Consider the following 18,680-nt stretch of genomic DNA (forward strand, 5'->3'; position numbering starts at 1 on the left):
GCTTGTGCTACTCGTTTGCTACTTCACTGAGCCATTTTTACCCTGCTTTTTAGCGATCGCGTCAAATGCTACTCATTTTCTGGCATAGCCCATCATACTGCTGGAAAAAATGGCTGGGTAATAAATTATTTACTGTTCTATCAAATTAACGTTGTTAAGTTACTCAGCAGGTGTAGTTCTCACCTCCAGGCTGTGTTAGATATTGTGACGCGAAACAGGAGCATAGATACGTTGCAAAAGCTTTCTTCAAATTCTCCTCTATTTATTGTGTTAATTATTATTAGTTTCTTAGTAGTAACGTTGTCAACTTGGTTATCATCTAAACCATTTACTTTAAAACCATTTGGCGTTAATGATATTATCCAACTACTTACGTTGCTATTATTTATTTCTTTGTTACTAGAACGCTCTTTAGAAGTTTTTATAACTACTTGGCGAGGCCCATTCATCGAACAATTAGATATTAGTATTCAGCAAGAAAAGGATCTAGTATCTGAAAAAATGAGACTTATAGAAGTTCAACAGAAACAATTTCCTTCTCTAGAATCAAATCAAGTCAGTGGACTACCGCCTGAAGGAATGAGTTTAGAACAGCAAATCATCCAAAATTTTACACAAAGCCAACAAGAGTCATTAAAAATATTCAAGCCCCAAATGGATGATTTAAATGAAAAAGAGCGGCAGAGAGCAGCTTATAAATCTGATACACGAATAATTGCTCTATGGACATCTCTTTTATTCGGTCTTTTAATGAGTGCAATAGGCATTCGCTCAATTGAGCCACTTGTAGTTATTGATTTAGACAATCCAATTCAAGTAGTTATTTTTCGTTGTTTAGATGCATTGCTGACAGGAGGTTTAATTGCAGGGGGTAGTGAGGGAATCCATAAGCTTATAAAAGTTTTTCTCGACTTTATGGAAGCTACCTCTAAACAAATTAAAAGTTAGGGATTATCTGGTTATATCTATTTTAAATATATAGTGCGATCTTCCCATAAATAATCTTTAATATTTACAAAGCTTTTGTCTAAATTGCTTAATAAATCTGCCTCAGATAAAACCTTAACTCCTTCAGTTTCCAACTTATTTTTTTTTTGGCTTACATAAGTTATCAAATAACCTTTTGAGTCTAATATTCTATGTAACGGATAATCAGTAGCTGAAGTTTTTTTTAGGTATGCAGGAATAGCTCTTAGATAGCTATTATCTACTCCTATACCTTTGATTATTTGTTTATATGTAACTACTTTACCACTAGGAATCTTGATGATAAAATTTAGGAATCGTTCATAGGGATTTTCAGATAATGCTGAAAATTTTTGAGCTTGAACCTGAAAACTACTACCAACCTGGATTTTACCTGATTGAATAACTACGCCTAAAATTCCTCTTTTCCCTTGGATACTTTTTAATGATTCTACTAAGTGGGCTATTCGTTTACATGGTTCGCAGTGAAAAGTTAGACGAATTGTCGCACCACTTTCAAAATTTAGCAGATTTCCAGGAATAAAATCATCAAATTCTCTACCTGTAACCACAATATTTTCTCGCAATTCTCCTGGTTTAATTAATAAGTCGAAAATATCTTCATACCTAACAATTAAAACTTGCCTGGGACTTATTGGTTCGGCATTAATATCTTCTTCTATACCATAACCTCCCTTTAAATTTAATGTTTTACGCTCTACCATCGCAGAACCTTGTTTTAGCTTGGTGAAAAGATGCGTTATTGAGAGAGCCATATTGATTCACTGGCACGAACAATTTCAAATTGAGGAGATAAAGTCAGGTAAATCTAATGATTTACTAAGAATAAATAAACTTCCATCTCCTCCACGTCCAATTATTAAGGTTTCATCTAAGTAAGTAATGTCTAGTGTGGCAGTTCTGCTAGTAGGATTATTAGCTGGGACAACCTTAAATGGGTTGAGTTGGGGGGTATTAATGCCAACAATCTTCTCAATCGATAGGTAGCGTTTGTCAAAATAAACGTTGATGCGTTTGTTCGGTAGAGACTCGAAATCTTCTTTGGCTGGCTCAAAGCTAGCTGTCACTTTCACATATCCCGATACTAGCCCCAGAGGATGTTTAACTTTAGCTAGATTGAAAAACAATTTATTTGCAACATCAATCACTTGATAAACTTTACCTAGCTTTAATCCCAATGGGAGAGAAACTAAAGAACGGATTTCTCTAGCTGTAGAGTATTGCAGTTGCCAAGCTCCCTCTAGCAAAGAAGTAGCGTTGACAAGAGGATACAGGTTAGGATTTACGCTCTCTAATTCCGTCGTTAATTGTTCAATTTCTTCGGTTAAGGTTTTGTCTAGCTGCAAATCTGTAACGGGAGAGCCACCGCTATTGACTTGAATCTTCTCAAGCTTGGCTTGTAATTTTTCTTTAATTAAAAGCTGATTGTTCAATGTTTGAAAATTTTCTTTGAGAGGATGTTTTAAAAGTTGCTAGTGATGTATCAAATACTTGTATATTTCCTAATTTCCCCTTAATAGGGGAAATTATAATTATCTAGATAAGATTAGTCAATGAGTTGTGGTGTAGGAATTTGCGTATCAATATCTGCTTGGGAGAAAGTGGGAAGCAACCAGCTACTCTCACCAGCTTTGAATACTTTGGCAGGTTCAACATTCAATTCAATTACACCAGTGGCTGGATTAGTTCTAGCAATAGATTGTGTACCATCGACAAACTTGACGGCGATTGGTTCAGTCAGTTTTTGTGGTTGAACGTTCGGGCCTAGAACCACTTGAGAACCTGCGGGTAAGTAAATGCCATCACAATCCCAATCATCATCAGTGATTGTTCCTGCGCCTAGAAAGTAGAGTTGGGTTGGAGATTTTTTTGGTTTATTGGCATAGACAGCCAATGTATTTCCAGTTTCATTGCGGCACTGCGCCCGCTTTCTAGCTGTTTCTATGACATTTTTCTGAGACTGCAATTGTGCCAGTCGCTGCTGGAATTGCTCAGGTGTATAGCCAGCTTGCTCAGGTGTATCCTTTACAGTTAGAAGCTGATTGAGTGCCTGAGTTACCTCAGCATAGTCAGCCCCCTTGGTAAAATCCTTCCCAGCCCAAGAGGGTTGAGCAATTACCAGGTTCACCATCAACACAAGAGTAACAAGAGCAATTTTGAGAAACTGCATATTTTTCTCCTTTTTTGAAATCAGTATTCAGCGCCACTGAAACTTTACCAGATTTCAAAACCTTAAAAATTGTGACTTGATCAACGATCGCGATCGCACAAACCAATAGCTGTAAAATTAATAGTCCTACAAGCTCTCCCTAATGTCTAAATATCGTCAAACCCTTAATTGAGTTACCGCGATATTGCCGGAAAAACATACATCGACATCGCTACCAGGAGTGCGATCGCGTTTGCCATATTCGCCTACATAATAAAAATTATCGCCTTCAACTCGATAGTTCACGGGTAAAGGTTTGGTACAGGCTTGGCAAAACACCATTTCCGGTTCTGGTTCTCCTGGTTGCAGATGCGGTAGGTTGACATTCCAAAAGCTTCCCGGTTCTAGGGGACGCTTCAGTAAGTCGGCTAAAACTTCAACTGTTAATTTAGCGGCTAGATCCCAATCAAAATTTTGCTTGGCTTTGCGATAGTGAGAAATTGCAATTCCGGGAATACCGTGCATTGCAGCTTCCCGCACAGCAGCAACTGTGCCAGAAATGTAGGCATCGACTCCCAAGTTTCCCCCGGCATTAATACCTGAAAGCACAAGTTTGACATCTGCGTTAATTTGTGATAAGGCAATTCTTATACAATCGGCGGGAGTGCCTGCGATCGCATATTCAGTCTCAGAACGTCGCTGGAGGTTGATGGCGCGAGTGGTAGTAACTTGATGTCCACAGCCAGACTGATGATCGGCAGGAGCAGCGATAATAAAATTTTTGCCGTTTACAGCTTTGATTAGAGCTTTTATACCAGGGGCATCAATGCCATCGTCGTTAGTTAGAATTATAGTCATGTATATATATTGATATATCTTTAGCTATTTAGCTAAAATATCAGAAAATGCAGATATCACCCATTCATGGGTACAGTATGAAAAGCGAATTGCAGAGATGAAAACTTATGCTAGATTCTGCAAAAAACATTGATTATACGATATCATTTCTAGATGGTTTGCAAATTCCGCCCTAAGTATTTGGGTTAATTCCTAAAATGGGCGGTATTTCTTGTCAATTTAATGCTTGCAACCGCTCTCAGAACAAGTTTGTGCAATCAAAAAATCCCGTAAAATGTATACCTGCTGACAGGAGCATAAATTTTATACTGGAGTAGTATTTTTGGTGCAAGTCTGTCTTAAGGATCACACGATGAAACAACTCCTCAAACAAGTATTTAGCAGTCAAAAACACCTCATCCGGCTGATTCTACCATTGGTGACGGTTATATTAGCAGCAACGCTTTTTGCCGCACCTGCTTTAGCCACAGGTGTGTATCAAATACCCAACCTCACAGCAGGAAATAACACCTGGGTTTTGGATCGAAGTGAAGTCATCAGCCGTCTGAATGAAGGCAAGATTAGCAGCGCTTTCGAGGATTTGGCCAAGCAAACAGATAAGGAAGTTAGAATTGTGACTGTTCGCCGTCTCGATTACGGTGAAACACCAGAAAGCTTCACTAAAGAGTTGTTTGAAAAATGGTTTCCCACAAAAGAAACCCAAGCCAATCAAACCTTATTAGTTATTGATACAGTTACCAATGGTACTGCCATTATTACTGGGGATAAAGTCAAACCTTTACTTACTGACTCTATTGCCGAGAGTGTAGCCACAGAAACAGTAAGTGTCCCATTACGCAATGGTAATAAATACAACCAGGCATTCCTTGATGCGAGCGATCGCCTTGTTGCCGTCCTTTCTGGAAAAGCCGATCCGGGGCCACCCAAAATAACTGACAATGTGCAGGTAGAAGGAACCTACAAGAAAGCAGAAGAAACTAACCAAGGTAACGCTACTGCTTGGGTTGTAGGATTGTTAATTGCCGCCACCGTTATCCCAATGGCGACTTACTACATCTATCAGATAAATCAGCCATCATCTGATGGGTAATGTTAAGAGTTAGGAATTAGGAGTTAGAAGTTTCTAACTCCTAAGTTTAATCTTGAACATACTCTTGTCCTGTTATTAAAGCCACCTCAGCCCGGACAAATTCTCGACCCAAATAAGCTGCATGATCTAATTGGGTAACAGGAGAGGGCTGAGTTTCTTCAAAAATCTTGACGCAAAGTTCTTTCGCCGTTCTTGCGCTAAAAACCGTTGTGTAAGTTCGTTCCACCCTTTCTCGTGCTGGAATTACCTTCCCTGTTTCTGGATCGATAGCTAAACCGCGATCGTCAATCACATTTGTAAAATGCTTGGCATAAATTAACCGTGCATCTTTATCTAAGTAAATAATGAAATATCCACCGGGATCGAGGTCAATATGACGTTTGGAAAGTTTATCATCAATTGCGGCTAAATTTTCAACTATTAAATCCATAAGCATTATAAAAAGAAAATTTCTTTCTCTAAGGTTTTTACACTCTAGATCAAGTGTAATTCCTATCTTACTTAGGATTCTTTATATCTTTAAGATATTTGTAATTCCTTTTACTGAAAAATTAATATGATAATTGGCTATAAATTATACATTTTCTTAAATATTCCGTAACGACGTGATTGTGTATTTTGCAACCCGCAGATTCCCGACTTCTCAAAGAAGTCAGGAATCTTACTGCTCACGAATGCGCGATCGCTTCAGCTACACCTTAGATTCTGATTTAATATCTTTGCGTTCTACATAATAGGAACCCAAAACCAATGCATCCATGTGAGTTCTCAAGAAGCACTGAATGGCTTCTGTAGGTGTGCGAACAATCGGTTCATTTTCATTGAGGGACGTATTTAAGACGATGGGAATACCAGTGCGTTGAGCAAAGGTATTAATCAAATCCCAATAAAGAGGATTAGTTTGGCGGCTGACACTTTGTAAGCGTCCAGTACCATCAACATGGGTGACAGCAGGAATTTGCTCTCTTTTTTCAGGACGAATTTTAAAGACTTTTTCCATAAATGGCGCTGGTTCATCAACCTCAAAGAATTCGCCTACCCGTTCTTCCAAAATGCTGGGAGCAAAGGGACGGAACTTTTCCCGGAATTTGATTTTCAGGTTGATAATATCCCGCATATCAGCACGACGCGGATCGGCGAGAAGGGATCTGTTACCCAAAGCCCTAGCAGCAAACTCCATTCTCCCTTGGAACCAACCGACTACTTTACCTTCACAAAGCGCGTCAACAACGTGGTTTAGCAGTGCTTCTCGCTCTCGGATTTGAGGTTGCAAATCGTGTGATTGCAAGGCTAGCAAGCATTCCTCATCAGTAAACTCCGAACCCCAATAAGCATGATCTAAAACAAAGTGACGTGGTTGCTTGAGTAGATGATTCCAGATAAAGAAGGCTGCCCCAATTGATGTACCATTGTCAGCAGCACCCACTGGAATATAGATATTCTTAAAGGGAGTATTTTGAGTAATCTTGCCATTGGCGACAGAATTCATTGCCACACCACCCGCTAAACAGAGATTGTCACTCTTGTAGCGATCGCTCAGTCGATTAATTAAATGAAAAACGATCTCTTCTGTCACCGCTTGCACAGAAGCAGCAATGTTTTGATGTTTTTGGGTAACTTCTGATTTGGAATGTCGCGCCGGCCCTAATAATTTTTCTAGCTCTGGGCTGTGGAAAGGTTCAACAATCGGCGCTCCATCTTCCCACTTCATGGCAATACCTTGCTCATGGTGAGTGAAGTAATCTAAATTCAACTCAAAACTATCACCTTTGGGATAAATAATTCGCCGAAACGCTTCCAAATATTCTGGTTCTCCGTAAGGCGCTAATCCCATCACCTTATATTCATCTCCATAAGCGGGAAAGCCTAAATAAAGGGTGATGGCATTGTAAAGATAACCGATAGAGTGAGGATAGTGAGTGCGATCGAAGTACTCTAAATGATTCCCTTCACCAGCAGCAGCTAGGGTACTTACAAAATCTCCCATGCCGTCAATGGATAATATAGCTGCTTTTTCAAAAGGGGAGATAAAGAAAGCACTGGCTAGGTGAGTTGTGTGGTGTTCGAGGTTATGGATTGTAGCCCGAATCTCTTCAGGCGTAGAGTGACAAGCTTCTGCTAACTGTTGCTTAAGACTTGTAGATTTGCTTTGTTTGTTAAACCGATCTAAAAGGGATGATAAGGAAGGACGTTGTTGGAGAGTAAAAAGTAGTTTACGATTTAGGTTAGCTTTGGGGTTAAAAGATACCGCCACACGATCCAAATCGGCTACGCTAATACCACCAACTTTCAGGCAATAGCGAATAGATTCTGCGGGAAATCCAGCCCAATGTTTAACTCTATTAAACCGTTCTTCTTCAACTGCGGCAATGAGTTGGCCATCTTGGACGAGACAAGCTGAAGCATCACCGTGGTAAGCATTAATTCCGAGAATATTCATAAGATTAAGTTAAAGTTTGATTGGCTGAAATATTTAAATCGATCGGATTCCACCAAGGGTATGGAATATTGTTATAGGCAAGCAGCGCTTGAAATATTTTAATTAGTCAAAATTCATTACATAGTTTTTTCAAAAAGAGATGCGATTAATCGCGTCTCTACAATTTTCCATACTCAAATAGACGAATTGCCAAAAGAGTTTCTGCTAGCATTCGCTGAAATGCATAGTACCAACCATGCCAGCCGTCTAGAATACCGCCTTTCAGAATCAGACAGTAAATTAAGATGATAAAGGGAGCAAGGATTTTTTGTTTACGGATGCGATCGCTAAAACTAAGTTCGCTTTCTGGAGTCTCTAGCAGTTTTTTAGCTTCGATCGCCATATAGCGATCCTGTGCCCACAACCAACGACTTAGGGGTTTGCGATCGTCGTGATGAATACAAGTAGACAGTTCAGCAGACTTACCCGTAAGTTGCAAAACCTGTGTATGACCATCATCTATGTAGATAGCTTTGTTTTTCCGAAACAGAGTTTGACGGGGGGGAAGTATAGTCCCACGCAGTGGCTTACCAAATATACAGTACTTAAACTTGGTAAAATAGCCGTCAATTTCTCCATCAATTGGTAAAACTGCGATTTCAGAAATTAACTCATCAGTGACAATATAATCTGCGTCCAAAGAAAGCACCCATGATGATTTAATCTTTTCTAAGCCGTAGTTCCATTGTGTAGCATGAGTATCAAATTTACGTTGAAATACTTGAACTTGTGGATAGGAGTGGAGAATTTCTATAGTTTTATCTGTACTATAGCTGTCAATAACAATAATCTCCTTTGCCCAAGTCAACCTCTCAATGGCACGATGAATATTTGGGAATTCGTTGTAAGTGAGAATGAGAGGAGTAATTCTCTCTAGCATAGATGCCATAAATTATTCAAGTTTATTTAAGGAGGTCGATATAATCTTAAATTAGTGTTTGAGATAATAATTGTTGCTTAATAAGTTTCGTATATATCTCCATTAGATTTTCCGCAATATGATTCCAGGTATAGTTCTCCAAAACTAGTTTACGGGCGCGATCGCCCATATCCTTAATTGCTTGAGGATGGCTCAAATAACAATCAACAGCTTCGGCGATCGCCTGCACATCCAATTCGGGAACGTAACCGAGTTTGTTTTGTTGAACAACAGCAGCTAAAGCAACACCAGGAGTAACAACAACGGGAATACCAACAGCTAAAGCCTCTAAAACTGCTATGCCGAAGTTCTCGGCGTAGGATGTCAAGGCAAATATATCTGACCCTTGAATGAAAAGGTTTTTTTCCTCTCCAGTCACAAATCCAGCAAAATGGGTGCGATCGCGCATCCCATTTGAGACGATCAGAGACTCAATTTCCGCTTCGTACTCTTTGGAACCACTGCCTGCAATCACAAAGGTGAAACGGTAATTAGTGAGTTTCCCCAAGGCGGGGATGAGATAATCTAGTCCTTTTTTAGGGTGCAAGCGTGATAAAAATAAAATTATTGGTTCATCTGCTGGGACTTGCAAATGTTCCCGAAGTCGAGAACGGACATTGGGGATAGCAGGAGGAATAGAGAGTCCGTGAGGTAGAACAAAGCTAGGGGGACTGAGAGCCAAACGAGAAACTTCTTGCTGTTCTTGTTCAGAGGTAAGATGAAGCGCCTGAGAATGATTGAGGTTTGACCGTTCAATCAAGTTGAGATAAATTTGTTTTCTGCGAGCACTTTGCTGAAGTGACCATTCGCACAGTTGTCCTAGTGGGCGAACAATGTAAGGAATGCCTTGAAAACGAGCGATCGCCATTGCCACCGTAGAAGCATAGGAGAAAATAGCATGGATGTGTAACAAGTCATACTTTTTAGCATTTTGCCACAACCATGTAGTTAGCTGACTAGAAAATGCAAATTCTCTTATGGACGTAACTTTAGGAGAAAAGCGCGAAAAAAACTGAACTGGTACTTGCTTATACTCTATAGGTTTGCCAAGAGGTACATCGAGTAAATTATTGCCATTATCATTAGTGGTTACAATTTCTGCTGCAACCCCTTGATTTCGCAGTGCTTTAACTGTTTCTAATACTGCTTGACTTGGCCCACCTCGCACTGATGCTACTGAAGGAATAATATGCAGAATTTTCATGTAATGTTTATCCAAAACTTTAAGGTTTTGAACTAGTACAGTAGGGCAGAAATAACTAGATAGTTATAAGCTAACAAAAAATTAACTCTTAGTACGTAATATTTTAAATAAATAAAAAAATCAAGACAATAACTTTATTTTAAATGATTTATATAACGATAATGAGCCATACTAAATTAGTATTATTTTAAGTAGATTCTATTAATGTAGGTATTAAATTGATTGGGTTTGGGATACGCTCTTAAAGGCTTCTTCGGCCCTAATGGTAATGGAAACAAGGTGTAAGTCACTGCTACAATCAACCGATGCTTGTTTTTAGGAATAATAGAGCGGTGGAGTACATAGCTATTTTCAAGCCAAGCCAAGCCTGCCTCACCAGTAAGTTTTATTAAGTTATTTTCTATAGGAAAATTAGGATTATCATCAATATCTACATCTCTCGTTCTCGGTGGTAGTAACCATGTATGAGATTTTTTAATAAATGCATGAGGCCCAGAACTTTCATCTACATCAGTTAAATATATAAATAACTTAATTTCTGACCAATCATCAAGGTCTCGATGAAATTCTCCGGGATGTGTAAAATATCGTTCATTTAAATTTGCTTGAACATCAAACCCAGAGAATAACCACCAAATCTGCATCAAAGAAATTGTTGGTTTTGCTCCAAATATATTCTCTATTATGCTTAAAACCCTTGTTTCGTTTGCAAGTTCCAATAGATGTGGAGTATCGACAATATCCTCTGGTGTATAATAAGCATGAATAGAAGATTTATGAGCGAATCTGGGTGCGCTAAACTTGCCATTCCCTGGACGATGCCGATCGATGCATAGCTTTGTAGACAGGTACGATCTAATTTCTTGAATTTGAGTATTTGTCACAAACTTATCCAAGACAACTAATCCATCTTCTTGCAAAGATTGGATATTTTTTCTTGTTTCAATATCAATATCAATTTTACGATTCCGAGTTTTGGGAAGAAAGCAGGAAAAGAAATATGCGATTAACCTCCGCAGATTGGGATTTAAGATCGTCATTTGAAAATAGTATAATGACCATTTATAATCAGTCAATCCTTGTTTAGTTAATCGGATATATCTATCTATCTTCTTTTCCATTGCTAGAACATTGTAGAAACAGATTATTCTGAGCCAGCAATTTCATTCCACCAATGGTGGAGAATCGCTAAACTCCAATTACGATACCATAGTTTGAGATTAATATCTTTACCTAGTTCTTGAGCCGGAAAATAATCACTCCAATCTTTCTCTATCCATTGCTGAAAAGGAAAAAAGAATCCTCGCTTGGGACGATTGAGTAACCAACTTGGTAACTCAGGAATTGCCTGAACTAATAATTGTTTACCTTGTGCGAGACGCATTGTGCTAGGAATAGAGGCGATCGCTTCTAGTAGAGCTTGGTCAACTAAAGGGACTCGCAATTCTAACCCCCAGGACATACTCATAACATCGCTGTCCCGCAACAACTGATTACGCATATAACAACTCAGTTCTAGCAGGCTCACTTCATCTTCTAAAGAAGGCAGATTTTTGGGTAAGCTCCTATCCTGAAAAATCACCCCCTCCCAAATCGGTAAAAAGGCATCTTTGAAGTAGTGCTGAGTGATTTTCCAGGCTTCTCTGTGGGAGAAAATTCCTCTAAAACTACGGTAAGCTGCTGCGGTTGTTGGCTTTTGCTGTAAAAAGTCTCCTAAGCGCCTTATGCGTGGTGATGTGCCCCAAGATGCTAATCCTCTACCCAGACTGCTGCTGATAGGTTGAATTTTCTGGAGTTGCTGACCCCACCGCACCATATTTGGTACTTGTTGAAATGTTTTATAGCCACCGAATAGCTCATCTCCCCCTAATCCAGATAAAACTACTTTAGTTCCATCTTTGCGGGCAATTTGGGATACACAAAAAGTATTGAAGCCGTCAATACTAGGTTGATCGATACTTGCTAAAAATTTTGGTAATAGGTCTCGTCCTAAAGAGGCAGTTACTTTATATTCTGTGTGTTCAGTGTCAAATTCTTGAGCAACTTTTTGGGCAATTTCTCCTTCATTCCACTCATTTTCTTCAAAACCAATTGAGTAGGTACGTAAATTGCCTTTTTGAGTTTGACGCGCTAAAGCAACAATTGAGCTTGAGTCAATTCCACCACTTAAAAATATCCCTACTGGCACGTCACTGATAAAATGATGTTCAATAGAGTCAATGAGTGCATTACGAACTTTTTCTTTAGCTTCTGTGAGAGAAATTGTTTCAGCCGCAAAGTTGATTTGCCAATATTGCTGCTGGCTGAGATTACCCGCTTGCCAACGCAACCAATGACCAGCTTCTAAACAGCGAATCCCGGCAATTAAAGTGTGAGGTTCTGGTACTGAACCACTGACAAGATAGCCATATAAACCCTCTGGACTTAAGGCAATGCTAGGTAATTTCGATGCCAGAATTGCTCTAATTTCTGAGGCGAATATTAAAGTTGCTCCAGATTGCCAATAGTATAAAGGTTTAATTCCTAAAGCATCGCGGGCAATAAAGCAGGTTTGTTCTTGATTATCCCAAATAGCAAAGGCAAACATCCCCCGCAAATTCTTGACACATTCTGTTCCTTGCTGCTGATAAAGTTTGAGAATAACTTCAGTATCAGTTTGTGAATAGAACTTCTCGCCTTTTGCTTCTAGGTCAAGTCGTAATTGGCGAAAGTTGTAAATTTCGCCATTAAAGGTAATCCAATAGCGTCCGTCAGGTGTAGACATCGGCTGATGTCCTGCGGCACTGAGGTCAAGAATAGAAAGACGAGTATGAGCAAAAGCAACTTCTCGATTTGGGGAAATATAAATTCCTTGGTCATCAGGCCCGCGATGCTGTAATGCAGTTTGCATTCTCAGCATCAAGTTTTCCAAACTGTTTTTTATTTCAGTTTTCGTTAAAATTCCGGCAATGCCACACATACAGATCGTTTAATTATTTATAATTGAAAATAATACCCTGATAAATCTCAACCATTTTGGCTGCAACTTTGTCCCAAGTGTATTGTTCTCTAATTATTTGACGAGCGCGATCGCCCATATCTTGAGCTTTTTGGGGATGAGTGAGATATTCTTCAATATCTTTGGCGATCGCTAGTACATCTAATTCTGGAACGTAACCAATTTGGTACTTTTGAACTATAGCAGCTAAAGCCACACCAGGCGTAACAAGGACGGGAACACCTCCAGCTAAAGCCTCTAGAACTGCTAAACCAAAGTTTTCGGCATGAGATGTCAGGGCAAATAGATCCGAACCTTGGATAAAGAGGTTTTTTGTCTCTCCAGCAACAAATCCCGCAATATAGGTGCGATCGCGAATGCCATTTGAAACCAGCGCTAACTCAATTTCCGCTTCATACTCTTGGGAACCACTACCTGCAACAACAAAAGTGAAACGGTGATGAGTAAGTTTGCCTAATGCGGGGATCAGATAGTCTAGTCCTTTTTTCGGATGTAAACGGGATAAAAATAAAATTATCGGTTCATCTGCTGGCAGGTTGAGGTGTTGCCGAAGTAGAGAACGAGCATGAGGAATCTGGGGCGGGTGAGAAAGCCCGTGTGGTAATACAAAACTGGGGGCGCTAAGTTCCAATTGAGCAACTTCTTGCTGTTCTAGTTGCGAGGTAAGGTGAATCGCTTGAGAGTGATTGAGGTTAGCTTGCTCGATTAGCCTCATATAAATTTGCTTTTTGCAGGTACTTTGCTGCAAAGACCATTCGGATAATAAGCCATGTGGGATCACAATATAAGGGACATTTTTGAGGCGAGCGATCGCCATTGCCATTGTCGATGCATAAGAGAAGATGGCATGAATATGTAAAATGTCATACTGGGAAATATTATCCCAGAGCCATGCTGTTAACTGCCAAGAAAAGGCGTATTCTCTGACAGTTTTTACAGTGGGTGAAAATCGAGAAAAAAACCAGATTGGAACTTGCTTGTATTGAATGAGCTTCTGTAAAGGAACATCAAGTAAGCAATCGCCGTTATCGTTCGTCGTGGCAATTTCAGCATCAACATTGTTAGTTCGCAATGCCTTAACCATATCCAGAACAACAAGACTTGGGCCACCCCGTACTTGAGGAACAGAGGGAATAACATGGAGAACTTTCATAGCGGATATCCGCAGCAAATTCTAGTAAGATGCACCATTTAAGTTATTGAAAAAAGTTAAGAGCTATAAAATTAAATTATTTTTACTTTATTCTCATATTTTTCATTAATGGCTTGCTGATAAAGTTCAATATAATCGGAAATCATTTTCTCTGCTGAAAATTTTTGAGAATTTACAAATCCTTTTGACTTCAGCTTTTCTAGTGTGGGTAGATTACAAATTATCTCTTCTGCGGTTTCTTTCGGCTGTTCCGGTTCTATATATATAGCCGCTTCTCCTCCTACATCATTCATGGGGGAACGGTTAGATGTAAATACAGGACAACCACAAGCTTGAGCTTCGATAATTGGCCAACCAAAGCCTTCATAGAGAGAAGGGAAAAGTAAAGCTGTAGCAGAAGAATAGATAGCTCTGAGGTTTTCGTTATTAATTTCTACTAACTCTATTACTTTTTGCGTCATATTATGTGTTTTGATAAACTGACGCATTTCATCAGTCATGGGTTTACCCACCATAACTAGGGAAAATTCTGGTTGTTGGAGTTGCAGAATTAGCTGATGAAAGATTTCTAGAACTCCCAACCGATTTTTATACCAGTGATTTGCCCCTACATGCAGAATAAATGGATAATTTTCAGGAATTCCCAAAGCTTTTAAACGTGGTTGAGATTCCGTAGCTTTCATCGGCATGTAGGGATAGTTTAAACCCATAGTAATCACAGATACAGCACTCTCAGACAGAGAAGAAAGGCGTAACACATCACTTTTAGTCTGTTCTGAAACACAAGCAACTTTATGCGCTTGGTTTAGTCCTCTCATTACCATTTGCTGGAATTGCTTACCAGTCCATCCAGTGCGATATTGGGGAAATTCCCCCAAGCCAGAACGAATTGGCAATAAATCATGACAAGTGATGACGTGAGGTATATTTCCCAAATATTTTACGTAAACTGCATTACCTTGGTCGCATATATGGACTATATCTGCCCAAGACAATGCTTGACGCAATTGCGCTGGAAAAAACACAAATTTATCAATATAACCTAACCATTTTCTGAGTGAATTTGGTGATGATAGTAGTTTACCAAACCAAGGATTTGGGCAAATAATTCTGACTTGATGCCCAACTTTGGTTAAGTAATTCTCCAACATAGAAGCAAATATATCCATGCTGATGATTGCATCTAATGGGTAATTACCTATCAACAAAATTTTCATGAATTGCTATATTTTTGGTTTTTGGTTAGAGTATTTTGATTTAAAATACCAGAGGATTCGCTTGGCATTAATTAGTGCCTCAGCAGGCAATAGAGATTTGACTATATTTTTGTTAAGAGCCTCTAACGTCTTGGGTAACAATTGCTTCTGTAGCTCTAAGATATCTTGTAGTTTCATCGTAGCAATTGAAGTGTTAGGAAAAGCCGGGTAGTCTCTCTTAAAACCAAATCCGAGATAATCCATTACCTCTGGAGTGAGATTTTCAAGATACTCAGTATTCACAAGATTTTTTTCACCATGTCCTACATTCTCGCTACCAACTTGATCGACTTGAAAAAGCAAGGTAGTTCTGTTATAGGTTTTATCCTGAAAAGGTTTGGCTCTATGGATTCCGTGGATATCACATAAGATCAGACTTCCCTTGAGCATGGGAAATGTTAGTATATCTTTGCTATATGTATTGTCGATATAGCTGTCACTCAGGTAAATTTCATGGCTGTATTTGCGAGACCACTTATGCGAGTCTTTTATGTATTGAAATGCATTTTTTTCAACATCAGAGAAATAAAATAAAAACAACAGACCTGGCATATTGTGTTTTTCAGATAATTGCTTACCAATCTGGCGATTATTATCTGTATGCCAGGGCATGTGGGAATTTTGAGATGTTTGATAAATTCTATGATTAGTTAACTTATACTCATCAGTAAAATATTCTTTGCATACATCTAAGACTTTTCTGGAAGTAATGACATCGTAGATTTTTTTAGAACCCGCTAGGCAATGGGTAAAAAATTTGATGTCTTGAGAAGTAACTACACCAACATCATTATTATTCAGCAATAGTTGATTGAAATCAATTTCTTGAAGTAGCTCTTCAACATACTGAGTGGTTAACGCTTGTTCAAAAGCAAAGTATCCCTTGTCTTTGAGATCGTTAACTATTTCGCTAGTGCTGATATTGACAAAATTGGGATTAAACATGGTTGATGCCTTGATTTTGATGTTAAAAACTTAAATGTCTTTGAAATCTTTTTCTAAGTAGCTATCAAGAGTTTTTTTAAACTGTTGAAAACCAAATTGGTTAATTACTTTTTCTCTTAATGCCTCTGGTTGATAGATTAGAGGATTAGAATAAGTGCCCTGTAGGATTTGAATTATGGTTTCGGCGATCGCTTCTATATCATCAGGGTCAACAAGTGCGCCTAATTCTCCCTGACACAGCGCATCCAATGCCCCATCTTTGTTTCCTCCAAGAGTAGGTTTGCCACAGACAAGTGCTTCTAGGTAAACAATACCAAATCCTTCACCTTTACTAGGCATGGCAAATACATCACAAAGATTATAGTGGTCGCAAAGTTCTTCATCGGGGATGTAGCCAGTTAGAGTTACACAATCTTGGAGTTGGTATTGGGAAATTAACTGTTCAATTCGTGCTTTGTCCTCTCCCTTCCCGACTAGAAGATAATGAACATTAGGAATAGCCTGACGGATCTTAGGCAAAGCTGTGATAATTCTGTCGTAGCCTTTATACTGCTCTAATTTTTCTAACCGAGCGATGGTAAGTATAATCGGTTGCTCTGAGTTTAAACCATATCTTTTGAGCAGGCTTTCAGACTTGGGTGCAATCTGAAAATTATCGGCATCAAAGGTATTGGGTAGAACTACAACTCGTTCGGGATCGAGGTTTTGTTCTTGCAGCAGGCGATCGCGCGTATAGTGACTAACGGCTAGAATGCGATCGGCATGGTGAAGAGCTGTCTGTAAATTTGAATTCTGAAGGTTCCACACTTCAATCCCGTGTACTACAACCCAGTAAGGGATGCCAAATAGCCGTTTCAACAGGTAAGCCGGAACACTAAAGTTCAGATGGCTGGAGAAGATCAAGTTTGGACGCTGCCAAAAACCAAAACCAATTAGTTGGCTTGCAAAAGCTGGGGTGCGTAGGGATAGGGGCCAATTGCCAGATGGATGAAAGCACAAATTAGGCAACTTTGATGCTACATCAGTATCGTGCTTAATGAAAATATCATAGGCAAAATCGGGGTGGAGAGTTTGGAATGCTTTGAAACAGAAAAAGGAGTAACGCTGAATTCCTCCTGTAGCGTTGAATAGGTCAGGAAACCAAAGATGGCAGTGGTATTTATGTTTACCCATAGTTTCTTAAAATACTTGGTGCTGATAAATAAAAGTTTAATTGTATTATTGACACAGACATAGTAAGAAAAGCAACGAAAATCGGTATCTTTTTAAGACAATTTGAATAAGTCAAGCTAACAGTTTTAAAAACGAATCTACGAGTTGATGAGTTCCAGAAAATAGTATTTTATAACAACAACGATCGACATTATTATAATTAGATATTTTTTAAACTTTCAATGACCATTTAAAAAGCGATCTTCCTAAAGATTAAGCCTTCGCTGAAACTGAGTTTGTATATTCAATGGCCTGTTTTAGTCCCTGAGTTGCTTGAGTATAGCTATACTGAGAAATAATTCTCCGACTCTCTTCTCCCCAGCCGCGTAAACGTTCCCCATCACAAAATGCTTCGCGTAGGCTACTAGCTAAGGCAGACACATTACCCGCAGGAAAAATCAGTCCATTTTGATTGCGATCGATTAGGTCTTGGGCACACCCTACATGGCTACTAACAATTACTGGACGACTTAAGCACATTGCTTCATTAATTGCGAGTCCCCAGGTTTCCGAAGAACCATAGCTAGGCAGCACAACTAAATCAGCAGCCGCATAGGTGCGGGGCATTAAAGATTGATTTTGGAAGGGAGCAAAGTATATATTTGATTGACCAACTGCTGCGGATTTCAGGTCTTCTTCTAAAGGGCCTGCACCAACAAACAGTAGCGATACTTGAGGGATATTTGCTTCTAAAAAAGCTAAGAGTAAATCCAAAGGACGTTTTTTGGATTCAAATTTACCTGCAAAGAGAATCACTGCATGATGCGATGGAATTCCCAATTCTTGCTTCCAAATCATTGCCTGCTGTTTGGCACTCTCGGTTTGAGTAAAAAAGCGATCGTTATCTACAGCATGGGGAGAAAAAAACAAACTTTTTTCTGAAACTTTATGATAGCGGAAGTAATCATAGTTAGCTTTACCCACGTAAAGGCAGGCAGCAAAGCGATAATAAATCTGCGTAATAAATTGCCGACGTGCCCATGCTTTCATGCCATTCGGCTGTAGTAAACGATGAGAATCACCGCGAAATAGTAACGGTATCTGAAGAGAATTCCAGTGCCATAAAAAGCGATAAATGCTGGCATAGTTGTAGCACATTAATAGCACTGCATCAGGCTTATAGGCTTTTACCTGGGATACTAAAGATGGATTTTGTAATCCCCATAAATGATGGACACCGGGAGCAGAACTCAAGTTAGGCACAAATTCATATTCATATCCATCTAACAGGGGAATATCCCACTGAAGAATTTGTTTAAAACCTACATCAACCTGTGGAGTAATACCAAAGTCCCAAAGGTAAAATACTCGAATATCAAGATTAGTAGACTGAGTAATATAGCGAAACCAAGGTGCGTAATATTGAATAGGATGGGTTGAGATAATTGCTAATTTTGTCATGATATCATATATATTGAATAAATTAAATT

17 protein-coding genes are annotated in these 18,680 nt (G+C 39.1%); 2 read left to right on the top strand and 15 right to left on the bottom strand.

The window, feature by feature from the left end; genetic code table 11:
- The first annotated feature begins 231 nt into the window (after nt 1–231).
- Entirely contained in the window at nt 232–948 is a 717-nt protein-coding gene (locus CDG79_RS02995) for a hypothetical protein (protein ID WP_094340524.1), read from the top strand.
- Nucleotides 949–965: 17 nt separating this feature from the next.
- Here CDG79_RS02995 and CDG79_RS03000 read toward each other — a convergent pair whose 3' ends face one another.
- From CDG79_RS03000 to surE, 4 genes are all read right to left on the bottom strand, one after another.
- Nucleotides 966–1,742 (bottom strand): MGMT family protein, encoded by a 777-nt coding sequence (locus tag CDG79_RS03000; RefSeq protein WP_094340527.1) that lies wholly within the window; start codon nt 1,740–1,742, stop codon nt 966–968.
- A gap of 24 nt (nt 1,743–1,766) precedes the next feature.
- On the bottom strand, nt 1,767–2,420 hold the full coding sequence (locus tag CDG79_RS03005; RefSeq protein ID WP_094340530.1) for a PAP/fibrillin family protein: 654 nt from the start codon (nt 2,418–2,420) through the stop codon (nt 1,767–1,769).
- A gap of 113 nt (nt 2,421–2,533) precedes the next feature.
- Nucleotides 2,534–3,157 (bottom strand): hypothetical protein, encoded by a 624-nt coding sequence (locus CDG79_RS03010; protein WP_094340533.1) that lies wholly within the window; start codon nt 3,155–3,157, stop codon nt 2,534–2,536.
- 156 nt (nt 3,158–3,313) lie between these two features.
- A complete protein-coding gene (gene surE, locus CDG79_RS03015; RefSeq protein ID WP_094340536.1) occupies nt 3,314–3,994 on the bottom strand; it encodes a 5'/3'-nucleotidase SurE in 681 nt (226 codons plus the stop codon).
- 352 nt (nt 3,995–4,346) lie between these two features.
- On the opposite strand from surE, the gene psb32 reads away from it, so the two are divergent.
- Nucleotides 4,347–5,084, top strand: a complete 738-nt coding sequence (gene psb32 / locus CDG79_RS03020; RefSeq protein ID WP_094340538.1) for a photosystem II repair protein Psb32 — start codon at nt 4,347–4,349, stop codon at nt 5,082–5,084.
- 46 nt (nt 5,085–5,130) lie between these two features.
- On the opposite strand, the gene CDG79_RS03025 is transcribed toward psb32, so the two are convergent.
- The 11 genes from CDG79_RS03025 to CDG79_RS03075 form a co-directional block, all read right to left on the bottom strand.
- Nucleotides 5,131–5,514, bottom strand: a complete 384-nt coding sequence (locus CDG79_RS03025) for a DUF4346 domain-containing protein (RefSeq protein WP_094340541.1) — start codon at nt 5,512–5,514, stop codon at nt 5,131–5,133.
- 261 nt (nt 5,515–5,775) lie between these two features.
- Nucleotides 5,776–7,524: a carbamoyltransferase family protein gene (locus CDG79_RS03030; RefSeq protein WP_094340544.1), complete on the bottom strand. Its 1,749-nt coding sequence runs from the start codon at nt 7,522–7,524 to the stop codon at nt 5,776–5,778.
- Between the two features lie 157 nt (nt 7,525–7,681).
- A complete protein-coding gene (locus CDG79_RS03035) occupies nt 7,682–8,443 on the bottom strand; it encodes a glycosyltransferase family 2 protein (RefSeq protein WP_094340658.1) in 762 nt (253 codons plus the stop codon).
- 46 nt (nt 8,444–8,489) lie between these two features.
- A complete protein-coding gene (locus tag CDG79_RS03040) occupies nt 8,490–9,686 on the bottom strand; it encodes a glycosyltransferase (RefSeq protein ID WP_094340547.1) in 1,197 nt (398 codons plus the stop codon).
- Between the two features lie 182 nt (nt 9,687–9,868).
- Complete coding sequence (locus CDG79_RS03045) at nt 9,869–10,726, bottom strand: phytanoyl-CoA dioxygenase family protein (RefSeq protein ID WP_189524859.1); 858 nt, start codon at nt 10,724–10,726, stop codon at nt 9,869–9,871.
- Nucleotides 10,727–10,830: 104 nt separating this feature from the next.
- Nucleotides 10,831–12,645: an asparagine synthase (glutamine-hydrolyzing) gene (gene asnB, locus CDG79_RS03050; protein WP_094340553.1), complete on the bottom strand. Its 1,815-nt coding sequence runs from the start codon at nt 12,643–12,645 to the stop codon at nt 10,831–10,833.
- A gap of 13 nt (nt 12,646–12,658) precedes the next feature.
- Nucleotides 12,659–13,837 (bottom strand): glycosyltransferase, encoded by a 1,179-nt coding sequence (locus tag CDG79_RS03055; RefSeq protein WP_094340556.1) that lies wholly within the window; start codon nt 13,835–13,837, stop codon nt 12,659–12,661.
- Nucleotides 13,838–13,908: 71 nt separating this feature from the next.
- Entirely contained in the window at nt 13,909–15,054 is a 1,146-nt protein-coding gene (locus tag CDG79_RS03060) for a glycosyltransferase family 4 protein (RefSeq protein ID WP_094340559.1), read from the bottom strand.
- Nucleotides 15,055–15,060: 6 nt separating this feature from the next.
- The gene (locus tag CDG79_RS03065; RefSeq protein WP_094340561.1) at nt 15,061–16,038 is read right to left on the bottom strand and encodes a phytanoyl-CoA dioxygenase family protein; all 978 of its coding nucleotides are present in this window, start codon (nt 16,036–16,038) and stop codon (nt 15,061–15,063) included.
- A 30-nt stretch (nt 16,039–16,068) separates the two neighbouring features.
- Nucleotides 16,069–17,211, bottom strand: a complete 1,143-nt coding sequence (locus CDG79_RS03070) for a glycosyltransferase (protein ID WP_094340563.1) — start codon at nt 17,209–17,211, stop codon at nt 16,069–16,071.
- 252 nt (nt 17,212–17,463) lie between these two features.
- Entirely contained in the window at nt 17,464–18,651 is a 1,188-nt protein-coding gene (locus CDG79_RS03075; RefSeq protein ID WP_094340565.1) for a glycosyltransferase family 4 protein, read from the bottom strand.
- Nucleotides 18,652–18,680: the final 29 nt, after the last annotated feature.

The sequence above is a fragment of the Nostoc sp. 'Peltigera membranacea cyanobiont' 232 genome (genome assembly GCF_002245985.1).
In the GTDB taxonomy this organism is placed as follows: Bacteria; Cyanobacteriota; Cyanobacteriia; order Cyanobacteriales; family Nostocaceae; genus Nostoc.

Bases quoted from the DNA above. Each gene is read 5' to 3' on its own strand.
- CDG79_RS03065 (WP_094340561.1), bottom strand. From the start codon at position 16,038: ATGTTTAATCCCAATTTTGTCAATATCAGCACTAGCGAAATAGTTAAC.
- CDG79_RS03055 (WP_094340556.1), bottom strand. From the start codon at position 13,837: ATGAAAGTTCTCCATGTTATTCCCTCTGTTCCTCAAGTACGGGGTGGC.
- CDG79_RS03030 (WP_094340544.1), bottom strand. From the start codon at position 7,524: ATGAATATTCTCGGAATTAATGCTTACCACGGTGATGCTTCAGCTTGT.
- asnB (WP_094340553.1), bottom strand. From the start codon at position 12,645: ATGTGTGGCATTGCCGGAATTTTAACGAAAACTGAAATAAAAAACAGT.
- CDG79_RS03040 (WP_094340547.1), bottom strand. From the start codon at position 9,686: ATGAAAATTCTGCATATTATTCCTTCAGTAGCATCAGTGCGAGGTGGG.
- CDG79_RS03075 (WP_094340565.1), bottom strand. From the start codon at position 18,651: ATGACAAAATTAGCAATTATCTCAACCCATCCTATTCAATATTACGCA.
- CDG79_RS03010 (WP_094340533.1), bottom strand. From the start codon at position 3,157: ATGCAGTTTCTCAAAATTGCTCTTGTTACTCTTGTGTTGATGGTGAAC.
- CDG79_RS03025 (WP_094340541.1), bottom strand. From the start codon at position 5,514: ATGGATTTAATAGTTGAAAATTTAGCCGCAATTGATGATAAACTTTCC.
- CDG79_RS03045 (WP_189524859.1), bottom strand. From the start codon at position 10,726: ATGACGATCTTAAATCCCAATCTGCGGAGGTTAATCGCATATTTCTTT.
- CDG79_RS03070 (WP_094340563.1), bottom strand. From the start codon at position 17,211: ATGGGTAAACATAAATACCACTGCCATCTTTGGTTTCCTGACCTATTC.
- surE (WP_094340536.1), bottom strand. From the start codon at position 3,994: ATGACTATAATTCTAACTAACGACGATGGCATTGATGCCCCTGGTATA.
- psb32 (WP_094340538.1), top strand. From the start codon at position 4,347: ATGAAACAACTCCTCAAACAAGTATTTAGCAGTCAAAAACACCTCATC.
- CDG79_RS03060 (WP_094340559.1), bottom strand. From the start codon at position 15,054: ATGAAAATTTTGTTGATAGGTAATTACCCATTAGATGCAATCATCAGC.
- CDG79_RS03035 (WP_094340658.1), bottom strand. From the start codon at position 8,443: ATGCTAGAGAGAATTACTCCTCTCATTCTCACTTACAACGAATTCCCA.
- CDG79_RS03000 (WP_094340527.1), bottom strand. From the start codon at position 1,742: ATGGCTCTCTCAATAACGCATCTTTTCACCAAGCTAAAACAAGGTTCT.